Annotated in this window: 16 protein-coding genes; 1 reads left to right on the forward strand and 15 read right to left on the reverse strand. The window is 39.7% G+C overall.

What is annotated here, in order from left to right; all coding sequences use genetic code 11:
- Nucleotides 1-32: 32 nt before the first annotated feature.
- From IE222_RS17375 to IE222_RS17395, 5 genes are all read right to left on the reverse strand, one after another.
- Nucleotides 33-200: a DUF6903 family protein gene (locus tag IE222_RS17375; protein ID WP_191274964.1), complete on the reverse strand. Its 168-nt coding sequence runs from the start codon at nt 198-200 to the stop codon at nt 33-35.
- Nucleotides 190-2358, reverse strand: a complete 2169-nt coding sequence (gnpA, locus tag IE222_RS17380) for a 1,3-beta-galactosyl-N-acetylhexosamine phosphorylase (RefSeq protein WP_191274966.1) — start codon at nt 2356-2358, stop codon at nt 190-192. Before gnpA ends, IE222_RS17375 begins: the two co-directional genes overlap by 11 nt.
- 13 nt (nt 2359-2371) lie before the next feature.
- The gene (locus IE222_RS17385) at nt 2372-3253 is read right to left on the reverse strand and encodes a carbohydrate ABC transporter permease (RefSeq protein ID WP_191274968.1); all 882 of its coding nucleotides are present in this window, start codon (nt 3251-3253) and stop codon (nt 2372-2374) included.
- Between the two features lie 14 nt (nt 3254-3267).
- Nucleotides 3268-4158 carry a carbohydrate ABC transporter permease gene (locus IE222_RS17390; RefSeq protein ID WP_191274970.1) on the reverse strand — a complete coding sequence of 297 codons (891 nt, stop codon included), beginning with the start codon at nt 4156-4158 and terminating at the stop codon, nt 3268-3270.
- Nucleotides 4159-4225: 67 nt separating this feature from the next.
- Entirely contained in the window at nt 4226-5560 is a 1335-nt protein-coding gene (locus IE222_RS17395; protein ID WP_191274972.1) for a carbohydrate ABC transporter substrate-binding protein, read from the reverse strand.
- Between the two features lie 171 nt (nt 5561-5731).
- On the opposite strand from IE222_RS17395, the gene IE222_RS17400 reads away from it, so the two are divergent.
- Nucleotides 5732-6604: an AraC family transcriptional regulator gene (locus tag IE222_RS17400; RefSeq protein WP_191274974.1), complete on the forward strand. Its 873-nt coding sequence runs from the start codon at nt 5732-5734 to the stop codon at nt 6602-6604.
- A 191-nt stretch (nt 6605-6795) separates the two neighbouring features.
- On the opposite strand, the gene IE222_RS17405 is transcribed toward IE222_RS17400, so the two are convergent.
- From IE222_RS17405 to IE222_RS17450, 10 genes are all read right to left on the reverse strand, one after another.
- Entirely contained in the window at nt 6796-9372 is a 2577-nt protein-coding gene (locus IE222_RS17405; RefSeq protein WP_191274976.1) for a beta-galactosidase, read from the reverse strand.
- A gap of 72 nt (nt 9373-9444) precedes the next feature.
- The gene (locus IE222_RS17410; RefSeq protein WP_191274978.1) at nt 9445-10032 is read right to left on the reverse strand and encodes a hypothetical protein; all 588 of its coding nucleotides are present in this window, start codon (nt 10030-10032) and stop codon (nt 9445-9447) included.
- Nucleotides 10033-10157: 125 nt separating this feature from the next.
- On the reverse strand, nt 10158-11735 hold the full coding sequence (locus IE222_RS17415) for an extracellular solute-binding protein (protein WP_191274980.1): 1578 nt from the start codon (nt 11733-11735) through the stop codon (nt 10158-10160).
- A 57-nt stretch (nt 11736-11792) separates the two neighbouring features.
- Nucleotides 11793-12671 carry a carbohydrate ABC transporter permease gene (locus IE222_RS17420; RefSeq protein WP_191274982.1) on the reverse strand — a complete coding sequence of 293 codons (879 nt, stop codon included), beginning with the start codon at nt 12669-12671 and terminating at the stop codon, nt 11793-11795.
- Between the two features lie 16 nt (nt 12672-12687).
- Entirely contained in the window at nt 12688-13638 is a 951-nt protein-coding gene (locus IE222_RS17425; protein WP_191275140.1) for an ABC transporter permease, read from the reverse strand.
- A 60-nt stretch (nt 13639-13698) separates the two neighbouring features.
- Complete coding sequence (locus IE222_RS17430) at nt 13699-14418, reverse strand: YesL family protein (RefSeq protein ID WP_191274984.1); 720 nt, start codon at nt 14416-14418, stop codon at nt 13699-13701.
- Between the two features lie 185 nt (nt 14419-14603).
- Nucleotides 14604-15878: a Gfo/Idh/MocA family protein gene (locus IE222_RS17435; protein WP_191274986.1), complete on the reverse strand. Its 1275-nt coding sequence runs from the start codon at nt 15876-15878 to the stop codon at nt 14604-14606.
- A gap of 105 nt (nt 15879-15983) precedes the next feature.
- Nucleotides 15984-17030, reverse strand: coding sequence for a LacI family DNA-binding transcriptional regulator (locus tag IE222_RS17440; protein WP_191274988.1), 1047 nt, complete (start codon nt 17028-17030; stop codon nt 15984-15986).
- Nucleotides 17031-17226: 196 nt separating this feature from the next.
- Nucleotides 17227-18093: a metallophosphoesterase family protein gene (locus IE222_RS17445; protein ID WP_191274990.1), complete on the reverse strand. Its 867-nt coding sequence runs from the start codon at nt 18091-18093 to the stop codon at nt 17227-17229.
- Nucleotides 18094-18201: 108 nt separating this feature from the next.
- Nucleotides 18202-19821 (reverse strand): extracellular solute-binding protein, encoded by a 1620-nt coding sequence (locus IE222_RS17450; protein ID WP_191274992.1) that lies wholly within the window; start codon nt 19819-19821, stop codon nt 18202-18204.
- Nucleotides 19822-19829 lie beyond the last annotated feature (8 nt).

The raw sequence follows: 19829 nt of genomic DNA on the forward strand, positions 1-19829 counted from the left end.
AGCTAGTTTTGGCCCAGCCTCCATATTGTTGCTTACACATATTTCCGGTTGTAATCATAGAGAAGACCCAATAGACCAGCAAGTCCAATTAACATCATGCCCAGTTCCATTTTTCCTACCGCCTTTTGCCCAATGAAAATCAATGCCAAACTCAGAACAAGAACAATCAGTTTGATCATAATTATAAGACTAGCCTTCATATGAAACATCCTCCCAGCGGATTTCACTAGGTGCTAATGTCACTTCTTTACTGTTGCCGTTTCCATCATAAACGAGTGTTGTCTGTTCTCTCATCGAATTGTTGACCAGCGCCGCTTTTCCGATTGATGGATAGGCATGAACCTCACAATATATATTGCTGGCATGCCATTTATGGAACTCTTCTTCCTTATGCGCCGCATAATATAATGCCCGCATCAATAATCTAGTATTTTCTTCGCTGTACGGAAGCCCGGCTATATAGACGGTTCTGCCGCTGCCAAACGGATGGCTTGCCAAATGAACCTCTCCGTTCGAATACTCAATGATTTCCGTTTCCTCTGACAGGGCGTAAATATTCTTCATCCCTTCCCCGAAATCAAATGTGGTGCTGTCAGCAGAAATAAAATGTTCAACGACAGGTGTGGTAAAATATTTGTCAGTCGATAAGCTATAACCAAGTTCCTTGTCTATGCCTAAGGCTGATGCCAGTTGGAAATAATGTCCCTCGTGCTGGCAGGCTGTTGGTTCTCCAATACCAATGAAGCCGCCGCCATTATAAATCCAGGCTCTTAAAGCAGTTAGTAATCTAGGATTCTTCCAATACTCTCCGCCGGAAAAAGCAGTTCCTACGTCACCTGCATTGATAATCACATCCACGTCTTCTGGCACACCATTGTGGAGGACATCATCAAAGCTGATAAACGTAACATCAACGGATGCCCCGCTTAAAGATTCCAGCACACCGAGATAGGAATAGATTTGCTTATACCATAAAGCATGTGCGACCATATGAGTCTGCCAGGTCCTCAGACCGCCCCATGCATTTAAAATGGCTACCTTCAAGCCGCAATATGGCTTTACTCCTTTGATGGTGTCATAAATGTCACGGAATTCATCCGTCACCTGCTCAATATAGGAGACGAAATCCGGGAATTTATAAGCCAGGCTCAAATAACCTCCATAGCCGATCCGGTCAACAGGATTCCTAAGTATCGCTCTTCGGGCTGTCAGCCAGTTTTCGTTGGCTTCTATAACAGGGTTGTTACCTTCATAAAATGTATCAGGGAAGAAATATGGCAAGAATCTTCCTTCCGTATAGCTGACATGTGGAATATCAGCAATCATTCTTAATGTGGCTCCGCCGCCGACACTGCCAACAACGGCATCTAAGCCAATCTGTTCAAAATATTTCCCATATGGTTCGGTTCCAATCCAGTTATCGCCAAGAAACATCATCGCTTCTTTTCCGCTTTCATGGACGATGTCGACAAGCTTTTTGGCTTCTTCGGCAACAAATTTCTGGACAAAATCCATATACTCTAAATACGTTTTTGTCGGGACACGGAAGGCAGTATTATAATACCCTTGATCAACAATGTCCTCTGGTCGTAAGCGATAGCCCTTTTCCTTCTCAAACGCGTCCATTGCAGCTACAGAGATACTTGCTCCGTATCCAAACCAATCGACAAATTTCTCCTTGCCGAGATTGTTGAAGACGAGGGTAAAATGGTAGAAGAATGTTGTGAATCTGACCACATCGGTATCTGGATTGTCCTGCAGCCATTGTTTAAGATAGCTCGCCATATATTGATTAGAGTGCGGCCCTCTGACATCAAACGGAATGTCATGCGGCTTATCGCCCCAGTTATTCGTGATATGATTGTACATTTGGGTCGGATCCCAAATGGCAAAAACAAGGAAGGAAACCGTATATTCATGCCATGGAATCGCATTTGTAATCACAACTCGATTGGTCCTTGCATTTACGTCCCAATCGCTGACATTCACTACTTCTCCGGTGGTCCGGTCAATGACCTCCCAATACTTCTTCGGATCATGAAGATAATCAGGCTGTAATTGCTCAGCAAAATAACCTTTCATAAAATCAATTTCGAGCGTGCTATCAAGTGCAGTATTGAACAAACTCATCAAGTAAAGCTGCTGGCATTCTTCCATATGCTGCTCGGCAAACTCATTATGACCACGGGCAACAAAATACGTCGTATAAATCTTTGCATCCAGTTGTTTAATCTCATTGTCCAGCTTCGTCCCGTCACTGTCACGAATGGCATCTGCACCCCAACGCTCCATCAATTCCTTCGTTTCCGCCAAGAAGTTTTCTTCACTCGGCAGTGTCACACGACCATTTTTCTTCATGTAGTTCGCCCTCCTAGTCTTTTAGTCCGCCAAGGGTCATCCCTTGTGTCAATTTCTTTTGAACAATCATATACAAAATCAACGTCGGCAGCATGACGAGAACCATCCCTGCATACATTTGCCCATAATTAGCTGCTGACTTTTGCGCTGCCATTAAGTTCATCAGCCCAACCGGCAATGTTTTATTTGGACCGGGAATCAAGGTTAAAGCAATAATATATTCATTCCAGAAGGCAAGAAAATTAAATAAGATGACCGCAATGATACTCGGACGGGCCATTGGAATCATAATCGAAATCATGGTTTTAAAATAACCTGCCCCATCGACCAATGCTGCTTCCTCATAGGTCGTTGGCAGCGACTGAAAATAACTCGATAATAAGTAAATCGTAAATGGTAATGCAGTTGCTGCATAGACCACTGCTAAGACAAATAAATTATCCAGCAGAAATCCATCGCCGAGTTGGGTGCGAAAAAAATTATCTCCGTCCAATAACATTAAGAAAATCGGTACAACAATATAATTCACGTTGATAAATAATCCTGCTTTAAATAAGGAATTCATGAATTTGCTGCCTCTAAAGGTATAGCGGGCAAGCACATATGCGGCCGGCAAGGCTACTACTAGTAAAATCAACAGTGCCAAAGCAGTAACCATGACAGAATTCAGCATATACGTCCCCATGTTTGCCTTTTGAAACGCATCTATGAAGTTTTGAAAATAGAAACCTTCCGGCACGGACCATGGGCTTCCGTAAAATTCCTTGTTTTGCTTAATGGAAGCAAGGAACACCCATCCGACCGGAACGATGATTGAAATCGCTAAAGTAACCAATGCAACATATATAAATATTCGATAAATTTTCTCAGCACTTGCTGCTTTTTGATTATTCATTGTATACGGACCCCCTAATACTCCAGTACGTCCCGTTTGGTGACTTGACTAATGACCGCCGATAAGATAAAGGAAAACAAGAAGATGACTACCCCGATTGCCATTCCGTAACCATAGGAAGAATTCGTGTATGCCTGCTTGTACATATAGCTTAAAAACACCTCTGTTGCTCCATCAGGTCCTCCCCCTGTCATGGCTTGAACAAGAAGGAAACTTAAGTTAATGGTACTAATAATAAAGAAGGTTAATGTCGTACGAATGTTATGCCAAATCAATGGTAAGGTAATACTGAAAAATTGTCTGATCCGGCCTGCTCCCTCTAAAGAAGAAGCTTCATAAAAGCTTTCCGGAATACTCGCCATACTTGACATATACATGACCATGTAATACCCTATTGCCTGCCAAATGAGGGCGCCGCCGATACTATAAATGGCAATCTGTTGGTTGCCAAGCCACATTTTCTGCAGATGGTCTAGATGAAATAGGCTTAAGATATTATTCAGCAAACCTGTCGTTGGGTCATACACTGCAGAGAATATCCCCGCAATAACAACAATGGACAAGATATTCGGGATATAGAAGATAATTCGAAAAAAGCTATTACCCTTCATATTTTCTCTTGTTAACAAGCTGGCGAACAAGATCGCAACCACCATGGTGATGATTGTCACTAACACAATTAGGACAATGCTGTTTTGCAGGGATCGAATGAAGTTTTCATCATTCCATAGGATCTTGAAGTTGTTAAACCCGACAAATTCCTTATTGTTTGAAAACCCGCCCCACTTATACATGGACATTCGGAATACCTGAATAGTAGGAACAATCATAAAAAGGGTTAACAAAATCAGAGAGGGGACTGTACAAACAAAAATAAACATTCTTTTTGCTGCTGTTTTGCTCATTGCTTTTCACCTCTTGTAATAAATATAACGGTGAGAAATCGGACCTCACCGTTATATGAGTGAACTGTTATTTTAATGCTGCGCGCAATTTATCGCTTGCTTTTTCAACTGCGTCCTGCCATTGTTTCACTGTTTTATCACCTGTTACAATACTATCAATGGTATGGAATAACGTATCTGCCATACTGACACCTTCTACAGCTTCTGTTGCAGCAAATCCGCCCATCCCTGCTTTTGCACCGTTATCATAGATGCTATAGAAGAGTTTGTTTTCACCGGATAGCTTGTCAGACATTCCTTTGATTGGCTGGACTGCTCCGGACTGTGCAAAAATATCTGCTGCTTTATCAGAGTATACAAATGTTAAGAAATCCTTTGCTGCATCTTTGTTTTTCGCTTGTGCTGGAATCCACATTTGCTCAAAGAATGTAAAGGCATAGCGGTCACCGCCACTTTCCAAAGCCGGCAGCGAAGTCATTCCCCATTCAAAATTCTTAGCTCTTGGTGCATCTTTCATTTCCCCAACAACCCAAGTACCATTTGGCATGAATAATGCTTTGTTATCTAGGATTAATTGCTGGTTTTTCGTATAGTCCTTATCATTCGCATTTGCTACTGTTGTCGGAGCCGTATATTTGGCCAACTTGCCAACAATATCAAAAGCCTTCGCCGCTTCTGGTGTTTTCCAAATTCCATCTTCGTATTTCATGGCTTTATTATAGAATTCCGGACCGCCGGCTTCTAACAGAAGGGAATAGAAGAAGGCATCAAAGTATCCTGTTGTTGGGTACGTAAACAAAGAAATTCCTTCTGCTTTAGCTTTATCGCCCAACGCCCACATCTCATCCCATGTCTTTGGCACTTCCCAGCCTTTTTCTTTAAATAAAGCTGCATTATAGAATAATCCTGTTGGGCTGTAGAACATTGGAGCCATGTATGTTTTCCCGTCATTATACGGGTTAGTTGCCAGTGTATCTGTGAAGCCAGGCACCAGCTTGTCTTTTACGGGTACTTCTTCCCCGTAAACTTTCTTATCTAGTACATCAGTTAGATCTTCTAATGCTTTATCTTTAATCAATGTTTCAGTAAGGGCCATTTTCCTGCCCGTTGCCAATAACACGACATCCGGATAGTTCCCTGCCTTCATGTTAGGGCTAATTACATCTTCAAGGTTTTTATCCGCTGTTAATTTAATTTCAACGTCTGGATTTACCTCTCTATAGGCATCAACTATTTTGGTCCACATATCCTTGCCATAAGCCGATTCAAGCGCCGCTACCTCGAGAGTTTGCTTTTTCTCAGAGGTTTCTCCTCCTGATGAGGTCTCATTCTTACTTTGACAGGCAATTAAACTTAATGATAACAAGGCTGACATTCCTGCTAAAAACAGTTTCTTCTTCATCTTTTCCGTCCTCCTTTTTTACTATTTCTAAATAAAAGTATACAAACCGAAAAGCGCTTTCACAATCAACATTTTGTTATGTTTTTTAGATATGTTGCTTTCCGTTGTAATAATCTACTAAAAAATTTATAGTATTAATAATCGATGCTTTTTTATGGAGGGGGACGTGATTTGTCGAATGAAATTTATGAAATTCCACAGTCTAAGCGAGAACATCTTCCTGTCAAACTTCTTTATGTAACCAAAGCAAAATATGATACGGATTGGCACAGCACCAATCATACTCATCACTTTACAGAGCTATTGTATATTACCAAGGGGAAAGGGACATTTATCTTTTCGAAACAAGAGGTTTTCGTCAGAGAGCATGATATGATTATTATCAATCCAAATACCGAGCATACAGAAAAGTCCAATCCCATGGACCCGCTTGAGTACATTGCACTTGGAATTCAAGGAATGGCTTTTTCTTCACCTGATCTTCCAGGTGGACAAGTTTCCTTTTTCAATCTTACACAGGATAAGAATTTCTACCTTCTTTATCTTAATCAATTAATGGAAGAAGTAGAAAATCAAAAAGAAAACTATGAGTTAATCGTCCATAATCTATTAGAAAATTTATTACTAAAAATGATGAGAAAAAATCCGTTAAATCTAGAGAAGGTCTCCCATCCGGAAAAAATCAGTAAAGATGTGGCCTTTATAAAACATTACATCAAGCAGAATTTTCGTGAAAAAATTAATCTTGATATTTTAGCGGAAGCGGGGCATATCAATAAATATTACCTCGCGCACTCCTTTAAAAAATCAGTCGGAGTTTCTCCCATTGAGTACTTAATTCGTACCCGAATCCGGGAAAGTAAAATTTTACTTGAAACGACGAACTACCCAATTTCTGATATTTCATCTATCACTGGATTTTCTTCCCAGTCATTTTTTGCACAATCCTTTAAACGAGTGACGAATCTATCACCTTCACAATACCGAAACATGAAAAACAGCAGTAAGAAGAATAAGGGTAGCAGCCCAAAAGATAAAAGTTAAGCGGAAGAAAAGGACAGGTAAAAAAAGAGGCTGTCTTCTAAAGTACTAAACTATACTTTAGAAGACAGCCTCTAGGGGCATATTAGTCTGGGCATGCTGTTATCAATTCCTTGGCACATGCCCATATCATGTAACAACGATTACATCGTTACCATTGCCTTTCCCCAATTCGGTATACCGATATTAAATACTTACATACTGCTTTTTTCCATATTAGTTATTGGAGTAAAGGATTGAATAGATATCCCATCCGGCACCTGTCCTTCTTCATCAAAAATGATTAATTCATTCTGATGCTTTAACAAGGATGCTGGAATTTTATATTCCTCCTGCGGCCCAACGTTCCAATATCTTCCTAAACAGAATCCATTGACCCAAAAACAGCCTTTGCTCATTTGGTCAAAACGAATCTTGATAATCGAGCCTTGGTCCGGTGACCAGTTAAAATGACTCTTATACCAGCGTGGAACTACAGTTGATTTTGAAGGCTGCGCTAATGTCCGCCATTCCTTCGCTTCCTCAACCCTTGCCAAGGATTTCATTTTCCAATGAAGAATTTGCTCTTCTTCATTGAATAAATATAGGTCGAATCGACGAATGCTTGAAATCCCCTGCACATCAAAATCCAACACATTCTCACCCTGCTGCAGGACCTCACTTAAATCTGCAATACCATATACAGCACTGTTTCTGGACCAGCCTGTTTGACATTCCATCAGTACTTCTACAGACTTACCATTTACCTTTACTCGGGAAACTCCTTCACCCACAAGGACAGCTCTGTCATACCCGTCATTTACAAACGTTTTTAAGAACCCAATCCTTCCGCCGATTCCCGGAATCTTTGATAGATGATGGTACGCTCCACATCCTTCAACCTGCCAGTTGTCTCTTAACGATACATACTTGCCTCCGATTGCTGGTGCTTCACTAATCCCTTTTGGTTCCCCCATCGCTTGGGTAAAGTTGAAACGTCCCATATTTTGAACGAGACAGGTTAACTTATTTGTCCCTTGCTTTACTTGGACGTCAATCGTTGCTGCCCCAAGTTTGCTAAGTTTTCCAGCATATTGATCATTGCAGAAGACCATTACCGGATCTTCGATTCTTGGGAACACAATCGTCTTTTCCCCGGCTTCATCCACAGTAAACTCACTTTCATAGCCTAAATAACCGCTAAACTGACCAAACTTAGTGAAATCGAGCGGCTTATCCGCTGCTTTTACGTTTCCGCTTATAAAGCTAAGATCTTCTTCAGCCGCTTCCCACGTTAGTGAGTAGTTTGCTGAGTGCTGCTCTAACTGTGGAATGGAATCTTCCGTTAATATTCTAGAAACAACTTCAATCGAAAACGTCGATCCATCTTCAAATGAAAGCTGTACAGTTTGCGGCTTGATGCTATGGAAAAGCTGGAACGAGATCGATCCGTCTTCCAATACCTCATATCGATTTGGCAGCGGGCATTGAATTTCTGCCTTTTGCTTAGTCTGGATAAGCAAGCTTGAACGTTGACCGGTTTCATGGTAAATCACAGCCTGATCGGATCCAAACCCAGTTGTCTGGCCTGTGAGCACTTTAATGGTGAATAGATCTTCTACCTCGACATCACGGACAATTGGTAGAATTGCATTCGCTTCCACTGTAAATGGAATCCGTTCATGTCCATAAAAAATATGAGCTCCAGCCCGTTCATCCCCACTATTTTCAATAAAAAGCACTTCGCCGGCCGGACTTGTTACTTTCCGTGCTGAAAGGCGGTCCGGAAGCTTGATATCTGCACTTGTCTGCTCGGCATTGGTGAATATTGGCTCAAGCCAGTTCACAAACGAATGGAATCTTTTTAACACTTCGTATTTTCTTGTAGGCTGTACGTATTCATCAAGTGCTACATCATAATCGTACGAAGTGGTTGTCAGCGTTTGTTCACCAACGGTCCTTCCGCCCCAGTGATCAAAATTTGTACCGCCAAAATACATATAATAATTAATCGCTGTAAATCCATTGCTTAAGAGCTGATAGCACTCGCGCTCAAGATGTTCCGGTGTTTTTTGATTTGCTTTCGTACCGCCCCACTGTTCAAACCAGCCAATCCAAAACTCCATTACTCCTTTTGGCTGATCGGTAAATCTTTCATCTAATGTCGCTGCAGCATAGTGTGAATGCGACCAAAAGTTGAGGAACTCCACTGCTCCATCTACACCGCCGTAGCATGTAACAAATGGCACTTCTATCCCTCTTGCCTTCATTCCCTCACGGAGGTATTCCATATACGGTTTATCCGGTCTCCCGTATGCCTGAAATTCATTTTCGATTTGGACCATGATTACGGTCCCATTTTTCGTCAATTGATAGGAATCAATAATCCGAATGACTTGATCAAAATATTTGTCCACATATTGTAAAAAGTTAGGGTCACAGGAGCGGTATTGAATATCCTTTTTTTCTGTAAGCCACCAAGGAAGACCGCCAAAATCCCATTCTGCACAAATATACGGACCCGGTCTTACAATCGCATACAGCCCTTTGTCTGCACACAACTGTAGAAAATGGCCTAGATCCTTATCTCCTGTAAAGTCCCATTCCCCTTCATTCATTTCATGAAAGTTCCAAGGTACGTACGTTTCAATGGTATTACACCCGCCGGCTTTTGCCTTCTCTAATACTTCATCCCACTCTGCCTGCGGAAGTCGAAAATAATGGATGGCAGCAGATAGAATAAAGGTTCGTTTATTATCAATCTTCCAGCTTTTCTTATCGTAAGTAATCATGATTTACCTCCGTATGATATAGTACTAAAGCTTTTACACTAAAGCTGCCAAACTAAAAATGCTGTCAGCTTGTTAATTTGCCTGGTCAACAATCCATTGAACAAACTTCTTCGCCGTTTTTTCCCTCTCGGTATTAGTGATGATGGCCATCATCTTATTATCCGGATTGTATCCGGCATGAAGGAGAAGTTCATTTCCAGTTAACGATATTCCATCATAATCTGTTTGAACATTTTGGTTATCTTTCTTTATAAAATCCAACTCTTTAAAAGCCTCTTGTTGAGACAATACTAAATAATCGCTTCGATCTAGAATAATAATATCAATGTCCTTTGCTGCAACTTGGGCAAGCAATTTTTGGTACAAATCCATATTAGTCGGCGAGGTCAGCTTGTCACTTACCTGCCAAAAGTTGAACTTAATTTCAGACGTTGAATCCTTATTTAAAATTTCGCCTGAAGCTTTTTTTTGCAGGGCATTCTGTTCCTTTGGGTTAATGGCATTTCCAATAATCGTAACGTTTAATGCTGAGGGTTTTTTATCTTTGTCAAAAAATACAAGAGGAATCAGGGCGGCAAGGACAAATATTCCGATAAGGATATGAGATTTATAATGGTACCAGATGTTATCAAGTTTTTTTATGAGTTCCGTTTTTGTCATTTCCATCACCTTGTTTCACCAAAAGTTGCCAATCAAATGGAAGATCACACCATCAAAGCTCCCTATCAGGATTGTATGAAAAAACAATCCCCCGAATAGGTTTCAGGGGATCGTATTCACCTTTATTATTCCGCTTTCTTCCATTCGCCTTCAATCTTGCTTTCTTCTATCAGGCTGTTTACATCATCAATTACTTCTTTTCCGCCTTTATCTAAAAACTCATTTACATATTTATCCCAATCAGAAATTGGTCTTTGACCGACAATCATTTTGGTTAATTCATTGGACGCATACTCTGTTAATTCAGCCATTTTATTATTATAAACATCTGAGTGAATCCGTCCAACAGGACTAATGTAGAAATTAGATTTAGACAGCATGCCATACATAATTTTATTAAATTCTTTTGCTTCAGGAGATTTGGATTGCTTTTCGTAATCTTCCATTACCTTTTCGCCAACCGCAAAACCGCCTAGTTTTTCATTGAATAGAGCTAATGGTGCATATTTGCTGTAATCATCTGTTTTTTCTGTCTGACCATCAACGATATTATAGCCTTTGCCTTCGCCGCCCATTGTCCAATCGAAATATTCGTTATCAGCCTTTTGTTCAGCTGCAGGCACATACTTAGCCATATAGTCCATCATTTCTAAAATTTTCTCAACTTTTTTCGTATCATTTTTCAATTTAGCGCTTAACATCCAAATTCGGTAATAACCGCTTCCGAATACATATCCGGACTCGCCATCAGGCTGCTGGAATGCAGGAATAGCAGCAATTTTTGCTTCAGGTGCATTCTTTCTTAAAGTTGCTAAGTCAAGGTTATTAGGCTGTGCCCCTTTTTCTGTTCCTGGCTGTTCATACCAAATACCAACCTTGCCAGCGTTAAAATCTTTAAATACCTCGTTATATTCCTTAACTGCCCAGTCTTTATCAATTCCACCAGCTTTATAGATATCATTTAGAGCTGTGATTTTTTCTTTGCTGCCTTCAGAAATTTGCCCTGGAATTAATTGTCCATCTTTGTTTTTATGGTACCAGCTATTGCCCCAATAAGCACCATATGCAGGATCATAAACAATTCCTTTTGCAAGGCCTAGACCAACAGTGTCGTTTTTGCCATTTCCATCAGGATCCTTAGTTGCGAAGGCAATCGCGACTTTTTCTAGTTCATCATAGTTTGTCGGCATCTTTAAGCCTAATTTATCAAGCCAGTCTTGACGAATAACAGGCTTTTTCCCGCCAGATGCCGGGAAGAAAAGTGGAATCCCGTAAATTTTTCCATCGATACTTACCGCATCCCAAACAGATTGTGGAATCGCTTTAAAGTTTTCGTATTTATCAACAAAATCATTTAATGGTAAAAATGCGCCTTGTTTTGCCCATTTTACATAATTGGTGTCTGCACCCTCTGTCCCAATCACATCTGGGATATCGCCAGAGGCCATTTTCACCGTCAATTTATCGTTATAAAGGTCAAAAGGAATGTATTGTGGCTTAAAGTCAATATTAAATTTCTCATCTAATTTTTTTACCGCTTCATTTCCTGGTTCAGGAACAGGATTTTCCCACGACCCATCGAACCAAGTAATGGACATCTTTCCATCTTTGTTACCTGATGAAGTCTTTTCATTGTTTGAACAAGCTGCAAGTGAACCTGCTAGTAAAACGGATGATAATGCAATGGACATAAAACGTTTCATCTAAGTATTCCTCCTCATTCGATACCTTTTTATTTTAAAAATTTCAATTTCATCATGCTATTCTTTCACTGATCCAAGCATCACTCCTTTCGCAAAATGTTTTTGTAAGAACGGATAGACGATCAGGATTGGAATGGTGGCTATGAGGATAGCTGCCATCCCAACGGTTTCAGCTGGCGGCGGATTATCCATCCCGGCCTGCATCCCGACATCTAGTAAATTGGACTTATTTAGAATGACCAATTGTCTAAGAACAACCTGAACCGTCCATTTTGCTGGATCACTCAAATAGAGCAAGGCTGTGAAATAAGAGTTCCAAATACCAACTGCATAGAACAATCCAAAAGCAGCTAATGCCGGCTTAGACAATGGGAGAATAATCTTGGAGAAAATTTGCAGATCATTTGCCCCGTCAATAATGGCTGCTTCCGTTAAATCGATCGGCAGCCCTATGAAAAATTCCCTCATAACTATTAAGTTAAATGAGCTGATAGCACCTGGGATAATCAGGGCCCATAGGGAGTCCATTAAACCTGTTCCTTGAACAACCATATAAGTTGGAATCATTCCTGCACCAAACACGAAGGTGAAAAGAACCATGAAAACGTATATTTTTTGCCCAAGAATATTTCGCGATAAGGCATAGGCCATCATCGCAGTTAACAATAAACTCACTAGCGTACCCACTACAGTTACATAAATCGTAACGCCAAGTGAACGAATAAACTCTTTAGATCCTAAGATGTATTCATACGCATCCAATACCCATGTTTTCGGAAAGAGAAGCAGGTCGGTCTTTACAAACTCCTCATAGGTTGCAAAGGAAACTGCAAACATATAATAAAATGGGAATAACATCGTTAATGCAATCAGGCCGAGCAGGATAATATTCGTATAATCAAAGACTTTATCTGATAGTTTGTTACTCTTTAGCAATCTATTTCCTCCTCTCCTAGTAAACTCCTTGATCTCCGAATCGTTTTGCTAATCGATTAGCCCCAACAATAAGGATGAGTCCGACAAAGGATTTAAACAACCCAACTGCCGTTGCAAAACTGAAGTCTGAGTTTTGAATCCCTTTTAAATATACGAAGGTGTCCAGTACGTTCCCAACTTTCATGGTAAATGGGGTTAACATTAGATAAATTTGTTCAAACCCAACATCCAACACACTTCCTAAACGGAGAATTAATAAGATGATAATCGTGCTTTTTAACGCTGGTAAGGTAATGTGCCAAATTTGCTGCATGCGACTGGCTCCGTCAACAGCAGCAGCTTCATAAAGGCTTGGACTAATACCGGAAAGTGCAGCAAGGAAAATAATCGTCCCCCAGCCGGATTCCTTCCAGATTACCTCTAATACCACTAATGGCATAAACCAATTCGGGTCCTGCAAAAATGGAACAGGATCCATTCCAAAAAGGCTTTCGAGTAATTTATTCACAATTCCGTTTGATTTAAGTAAAATCGTTACAATCCCAATTACCACTACCCATGATAAAAAGTGCGGCAAATAGACAATGGATTGAACGATTCTTTTATACACATTGCTTCTTACTTCATTCAACATAATTGCTAGAATAATAGAAACCGGGAAAGCGAAAACAATTTGAAGAAACGATAAATATAATGTATTCCACAATACACGTATAACTTCTTGGTCTTCAAATATCGTTTTAAAATGCTTTAGGCCTACCCACTCACTATGAAGAAAGCCTTGAAACGCGCTGTAATCCTGAAAAGCAATAATATTCCCGGCCATCGGAACGTAGCGGTAGATAATAAAATAGAGTAATCCTGGAATTAATAAGATATATAGATACCGTTCTTTCCACATTCTTTTTCCAATATTTCTCTTTGGCTTGACGGTTAGATCGATATCTCCTGTTACCTTCTCTTCCATCTTCGTTGTCCTTTGTAAATTTTCCACCTTACCTCGTCACTTCCTTTCAAATTACTCTATTTAATGATGTGATTCTGCATTTTCATTTTCATTTGCAGCAGGCTTGAACCCATTTTTCATAAAGCCTTTCATAAACGGCTGTTTTTTAACAGCTGTTTGCTCCTTTTTTACCTCCATACTGTGAAACACCTTCATGGATACCCACATGGAGACAAGTGAGAATAAACCGATGCTTAAAAATGGAATCAATCCTGGTATGAAAAGCAGCAGCAAATAGACAAGATAAAACCCAATGATCATTAGCGCGGTATGAAAAGGGAACGACATGCCTATTAAGATTGAAAGACTGAAGTATCTGCTGAACTTATTCTCAAAATGAACATATACCGGAAAGATATAGAACAACAGAATGACAAACAGAATACTGATCATAAAGACAAAGATCACCAGTAACCAATAGACAATCCCATGTGTATAACGGATGAGGGAAAAATTCATGTAAATTAGAAAGCCTATGATCGTAAATATTAGACCTATTAAATTAGCCTTCCAAAACTCTTTTCGAAAGGTATTCCAATAAATCTTTACATAGGATTGGTTATCCTCGTTCCCCTGAAGCCATTTTCGCATGACTGTAAATAGACCAATTGTGGCAGGCATTGTTCCAAGAACAATACCGCCGCAAAGGGAAAAGGCAATCCATAGCAATTGAAATTGGGCAATTCTCATGACCCTTTCAGCAAAAGTATAAAATTTCCCAACAAGTCCGTTAGCCCCCATGGTGCACTCTCCTTTTCATAAGGTGATGTAAATAAAGAACGTTTACACTTTTTAAGTGATTTTTACCAGCAAGTACAATTTTTTCCTTTTTTAAAAACTATACCTTTTTCCTAATTGATACGTCAACCCAACAAGTTAAAATTCACTTTTACAATTGGAATAAAACATAACATACTCCAAAAATATTACACTTCCATTTTATCTACTAAACTTTGATAATATTCATCAATATGAATAGATTGCCCTTTATTTAATCTCGATTCTTCTGCAGCAAAGGCCATAAGGTGGCTCCTAACCGAAGCAGATACAGAAGAAACACCGTCTCCTTTATTTCCGAGTTGGATTTCACGAAGGAACGTTCTCATAATGGCGTTATCACCGCCGCCATGCCCGCCAATCGGATTGTCAAATTTAATGATAGTTTCTTGTTTTGTTAGAAAATTAAAGATGGAGATTTGGTTATCCTCCATGTTTCCACGGATCTCACCTTTTGTTCCCATGATTTGAACAATTCTTGTTTGTTCTCTAGTGAAGCCGCACATGCTGAAGGTAGCAGTTGCCCCGCCCTCAAATTCCATATTCACTACCTGATGATCGACGACATTGTTATCAGAATGGAATACACATTTTCCATATGGTGTTTCGTTTAATGCTTTGATAATTCCTTCATTTGTATGGTCTTCGGTAAATTTCTTTGCCCAGCCTTTTCCTTCTCCTAGATAATAACGACCTGCATGGAATGGACAATCAAGTTCATGAGGACAGCCATCCAAGCATCTCAGCGGTGCGCCAGCCGGAGCATTTTCCTCATTAAAATACATCAGCGAACCGTAGGAACTTACACGTTTACACTCTTTGCCCATAATGAAAGAAATGATGTCCATATCGTGGCATGATTTTTGTAGAATCATAGGACTTGACTTTTCCTTGTTGTTCCAATTTCCTCTGACAAAACTATGGGACATATGCATGACTTCAACATTTTCATTTAGCTGCAGCGATACAACCTCACCAATGTCCCCTTTGGAAATAACCTTTTTAATTGTCGACCAAAAGTCGGTATATCTCAGAACATGGCAGATAGTCAGCTGGCGGTTATATTTTATTGCTTGCTGTTCCATTGCAATACATTCGGCTGGATCTGGAGACATTGGCTTTTCCAGAAGAACATGGTATCCAAGCTCTAAAGCCTTCATAGTCGGCTTGAAATGATTTCTATCCATTGTACAGATAATCGCTATATCTGCGACATTTTCATCTAGACTTAATACCTCTTCCCATGACTCATAGCAGTTTTCGGAAGGAATATTGTGCGCTTGTTGAACTTTCGTTCTTCTTTCTACCCATGGATCGGCGACACCAACAACTCTTAATTCATTAGGGTATTCTAAGGCATATGGCGCATATGCCCTTGCTCCTCTGTCGCCAGCCCCAATAATAATGGCTGTCATTGTTCTCATCTAAATCTCTCCTCTTTTCGAAAAAATATATCAAATTCGGATTTTCCACAGGGTTTTCCGAAATGAATCCAAACGTTTTCCCGTTGGTGTAAAAAAAAGAATTGTTTAAGTACGTATTATCTGAGATGATTCACGAATGACTAATTTATATGGGAGTATAACCTTGTTTGAAAGGGTCATCGTTCCCTCCACCATGTCAATAATTGTTTTCGCTGCTAATCTTCCCATTTCATATTTTGGAATTTCTACAGTTGACAATGGAGGTGTGAAGTATTTCCCCATTTCGATATTATCTACGCCAAAGAAGGCGATATCCTCTGGTATTGTAAGATTATTTTCATTCACAGCTCTCATGGCAGCGATTGCCATCATATCACTGGCACAAACCATCGCTGTTGGCAGTTGGGCTGGGCTCCCTTTAATGAGCTGGGTCATTTGCTCGTAGCTTATTTCCATCTTCCACTTAGCATTTAGGATCCATTCAGGCTTAATACTAAGACCTGCCTCTTCCATAGCGGCTTGAAACCCTTTAAACCGGTATTCAGCCTGCAAATCTTCATACCCTTCATTAATACCTCCGCCAATAAATCCAATCTCCCGATGACCTTGGCTGACCAAATGCTGAACCACCATTTTAATAGCTTCCTGGCGATTATAATCAATGACGGCTATATTCTTATCCGTGTAGAAAAAATCCAATCCCACCACTGGAATTGTTTGCTGAATGTAGTGGACCAGACGATCGTCTATCTTATCAATCAGCAGTAAACCTTCTATCCCAAGGTCATGAATAGTTTTTAAAAGCAGCGCTTCATTTTCAAGCTCATCTTTTGTAATACTAATCAAAGTATATTGGGCACTTGCTAAGGTATCATAAATCCCTGTATAGATTTCAGCAAAATACGGATTCGTTTCCGCCTGTTTGGGATTGGCCACCCACCCGATTTTCATCGTTCTTGTACGGCTGTCCTGGTCCTTTTTGACTAAGTTTCGCGCGTGCTGGTTGGGGACATAACCTAATTCTTTAACAGCCTCCCATACTCTAACCTTTGTTTCTGGGTTTACTTTTCGCGTTTGATCATTTTGAATAACTCTTGAGACTGTAGAAATGGACACGCCTACATATTCTGCTATATCCTTTAATCTTGCCAAAAAACACACCTCTTGCTGTTCATTCTACGATTATCGACGAAATTTTTTAACTAATTTGAATATACCATCAGTATAAATTTTATGTCAATATATTTTTAAAACCGCTTTCTTCAGAAGAAATGGAATTAAACGTAAATAGTGAGAGAAAACATCCTCTTGGTTTAGTAAATTTTAAAGCTACGTTGATATACTATTACTAGCAGCAAACCGGAATCGTCAATTGATACTCTTGAATCCATTTTTTATTGCTAAAATCGCGCCCTTTAATTAATACGTTATCCTGAAATACTTGTATATATAAACCCTGGCTTCCTTCTGAATCAATGACAGTATCTCCGCCTTCTCCATCAGGTCCCCATGTGTCGTATACTGCCCCCGTATTCAACATATGAAATGGACTGTCAACATACATGTTGGGAAAGCGTAGATCGAAATGAGAATGCCCGGAGAAGAAAAATACATTTTTCAACCGTGCTACCCTTTTCACCAACTCTCGATAAGGGATAATAGCATTTTGATAGTATTTCAGATCGGTTCCATATAACGTAAATGGAATCGGTTGATGCAAAAATACAAAAACCGGTTTGGTCTGATGTTTTAGTTTTTCAACTTTATCCTCCAACCACTTTAATTGCTCCCTGCTTAAGACCGCAGAATCTTTTACGGGGCTTCCCACCGGTCCCCAGCTTTCTGTTCCCAGGAACAGAAAAGAACATTCATTTATTTCTTGCTCATAATATACCTTCTCAAGCCCGCTAAACTCTAAAAAACGTCCTATGGAAGCTATATTACCATCATTTTGAAAGAACTCATGATTTCCTATCGTGAAAAATACTTTCTCTGGATGCGGGTTCATTTTTAAAATTTCTCTTATCTTGTTATAGCTTTCTTTTCTCCCGTCATTAATTAAATCTCCATTTATTACTAAAGCAGCGGCCTCAGAATCAATTTCGTTAAGGTCTTGCAGGGCATAGGCCAATTTATGGTGTGAAACTTCATTAGTAACAGTTAATTGGATATCACTAATGACAAAAAAGGAAAAGCTCGGTTTAGTCTTAGACATGAAATGCACCCCATTATTATATTAATAAAAAATAAGACTCATATGAGCAGATGGCACATCATATGAGTCCATGCATATTCGATTCTGCTAAAATATTGGCAAGTGCAGTTATTTTTTATATCGCTTATAGGCGGCTTCGTATATCTCCATGTAACGATCCAAATTCATCTTTTCTAACGTTTTCACATACTTGTCCCATTCATTCATGGATTTTTTTCCTGAAATGAACGCTGCAGTCATTTCCGTTACATAGGTATTAAGATCTGTGGAAAGGGTTGCTAGCTCACCTGACTCTTCTACCGTGAAATTAAAGTTTGGCCAGATTTGGTCCTGTTTTAAGGTCAGCGGTTCAGCCTTTTCTGCATTTGCTAAGGATCCCGGTGATGCCTCTGCACCTTGGAAGAACTGTTCCTTTACAACACCAGGATAATATCCGCCAGGCCATGTTAAATATTTACTGATTGCTTGGTCAAGGTTAAGACCATCCGGGTTTTTAGTAATTTCATCAGTATAAGCATATTTACCGTCTTTTTCCTCATACGTCACACCTTCAAAGCCCATAAAGAACATTTTAATTCCTTCGTCGCCATAGAAATGATCAATCCAGCGAATAGTTGCCTCAGGATTCTTATTTTTGTCAGTCACAACAAACATCCCTACATTCCCCAATGGCGAGCCGATTGCCGTATTAAGGCGATCCCCATGTGGTCCTTCAACAATAGGAGCACCGACATATCCATCCTTATCCGCCAAAACTTTCGGGTCGACATCAAAGATTACGCCTACTTCATCCTTTCCAATATTTGTGTAAAACTTTTCATTATCTGGGTTGAAGATATCTTTGTTCATTAATCCAGCTTTCCATAACTTATTTAAATAAGTTAATAGCTCTTTATATTCATTTGATGTTGGCTGAAACCTTAATTTATTTGTTTTTGGATCTAAATCAATATTACCATTAGATGTTCCGTGATTATTTAAACCAACTGATCCTTTAAGGTAGTTGATAACCGGTCCAATTCCATAACCTGAGCCTAAAGGTATTTCATCAGCCTTGCCATTACCGTTTGGATCTTCAGTTTTAATTTTCATCAATACATCGTATAGCTCGTCCCAATTAGTAGGTTCTTCAAGTTTTAATTTTTTCAACCATTCGCTTTGGATCCAAGGAGTTCCTATTGTTAACCCTTTAAAGTTAGGATCATAATAGGTAGGGAACCCATAAATATTTCCGTCCGCCATGGTAACCCCTTCCTTTACAATCGGGTTTTCGTCCATAATCTTTTTAAAATTCGGAGCATACTTATCTATTAAATCATTCAGAGGAAGGAATACACCTTGCTGGCCGTATTTAACTAGGTCAGTCTTGGACAGAGCAGCAGCAAACAAAATTTCTGGATAATCCCCGCTCGCCAGCATAAGATTGCGTTTCTCTGCCAAAGCATCGACAGAGACTGTTTCCCAGTTAATATGAATATTCGACATTTTTTCATATTCTTTCCAAAGCATGAGGTTACTCCAATCCTGGGAAGAAAAGAACTTAGCGGCGAACCCGTCCATTTCAATTTTCTTTTTGACGATTGGCATACCCGTCTTATTCAGGTTTTCGATATTCTTTTTATCTGTCTTCGTTGCCGTTTTCTCACTGCTGCCATTACAGCCGCTTAATAATACCGAAACAGCTAAAGCACCAGTAATCAAACTTGCCGCATACTTTTTTCTCTTCATCTAAAAAA

Origin of the sequence: Neobacillus kokaensis, assembly GCF_014656545.1 — a bacterium.
Classification (GTDB): domain Bacteria; phylum Bacillota; class Bacilli; order Bacillales; family Cytobacillaceae; genus Neobacillus; species Neobacillus kokaensis.

Coding starts and splice junctions, on each gene's coding strand:
- IE222_RS17375 (WP_191274964.1), bottom strand. CDS start 200: ATGAAGGCTAGTCTTATAATTATGATCAAACTGATTGTTCTTGTTCTG.
- gnpA (WP_191274966.1), bottom strand. CDS start 2,358: ATGAAGAAAAATGGTCGTGTGACACTGCCGAGTGAAGAAAACTTCTTG.
- IE222_RS17385 (WP_191274968.1), bottom strand. CDS start 3,253: ATGAATAATCAAAAAGCAGCAAGTGCTGAGAAAATTTATCGAATATTT.
- IE222_RS17390 (WP_191274970.1), bottom strand. CDS start 4,158: ATGAGCAAAACAGCAGCAAAAAGAATGTTTATTTTTGTTTGTACAGTC.
- IE222_RS17395 (WP_191274972.1), bottom strand. CDS start 5,560: ATGAAGAAGAAACTGTTTTTAGCAGGAATGTCAGCCTTGTTATCATTA.
- IE222_RS17405 (WP_191274976.1), bottom strand. CDS start 9,372: ATGATTACTTACGATAAGAAAAGCTGGAAGATTGATAATAAACGAACC.
- IE222_RS17410 (WP_191274978.1), bottom strand. CDS start 10,032: ATGACAAAAACGGAACTCATAAAAAAACTTGATAACATCTGGTACCAT.
- IE222_RS17415 (WP_191274980.1), bottom strand. CDS start 11,735: ATGAAACGTTTTATGTCCATTGCATTATCATCCGTTTTACTAGCAGGT.
- IE222_RS17425 (WP_191275140.1), bottom strand. CDS start 13,638: ATGGAAGAGAAGGTAACAGGAGATATCGATCTAACCGTCAAGCCAAAG.
- IE222_RS17430 (WP_191274984.1), bottom strand. CDS start 14,418: ATGGGGGCTAACGGACTTGTTGGGAAATTTTATACTTTTGCTGAAAGG.
- IE222_RS17435 (WP_191274986.1), bottom strand. CDS start 15,878: ATGAGAACAATGACAGCCATTATTATTGGGGCTGGCGACAGAGGAGCA.
- IE222_RS17445 (WP_191274990.1), bottom strand. CDS start 18,093: ATGTCTAAGACTAAACCGAGCTTTTCCTTTTTTGTCATTAGTGATATC.
- IE222_RS17450 (WP_191274992.1), bottom strand. CDS start 19,821: ATGAAGAGAAAAAAGTATGCGGCAAGTTTGATTACTGGTGCTTTAGCT.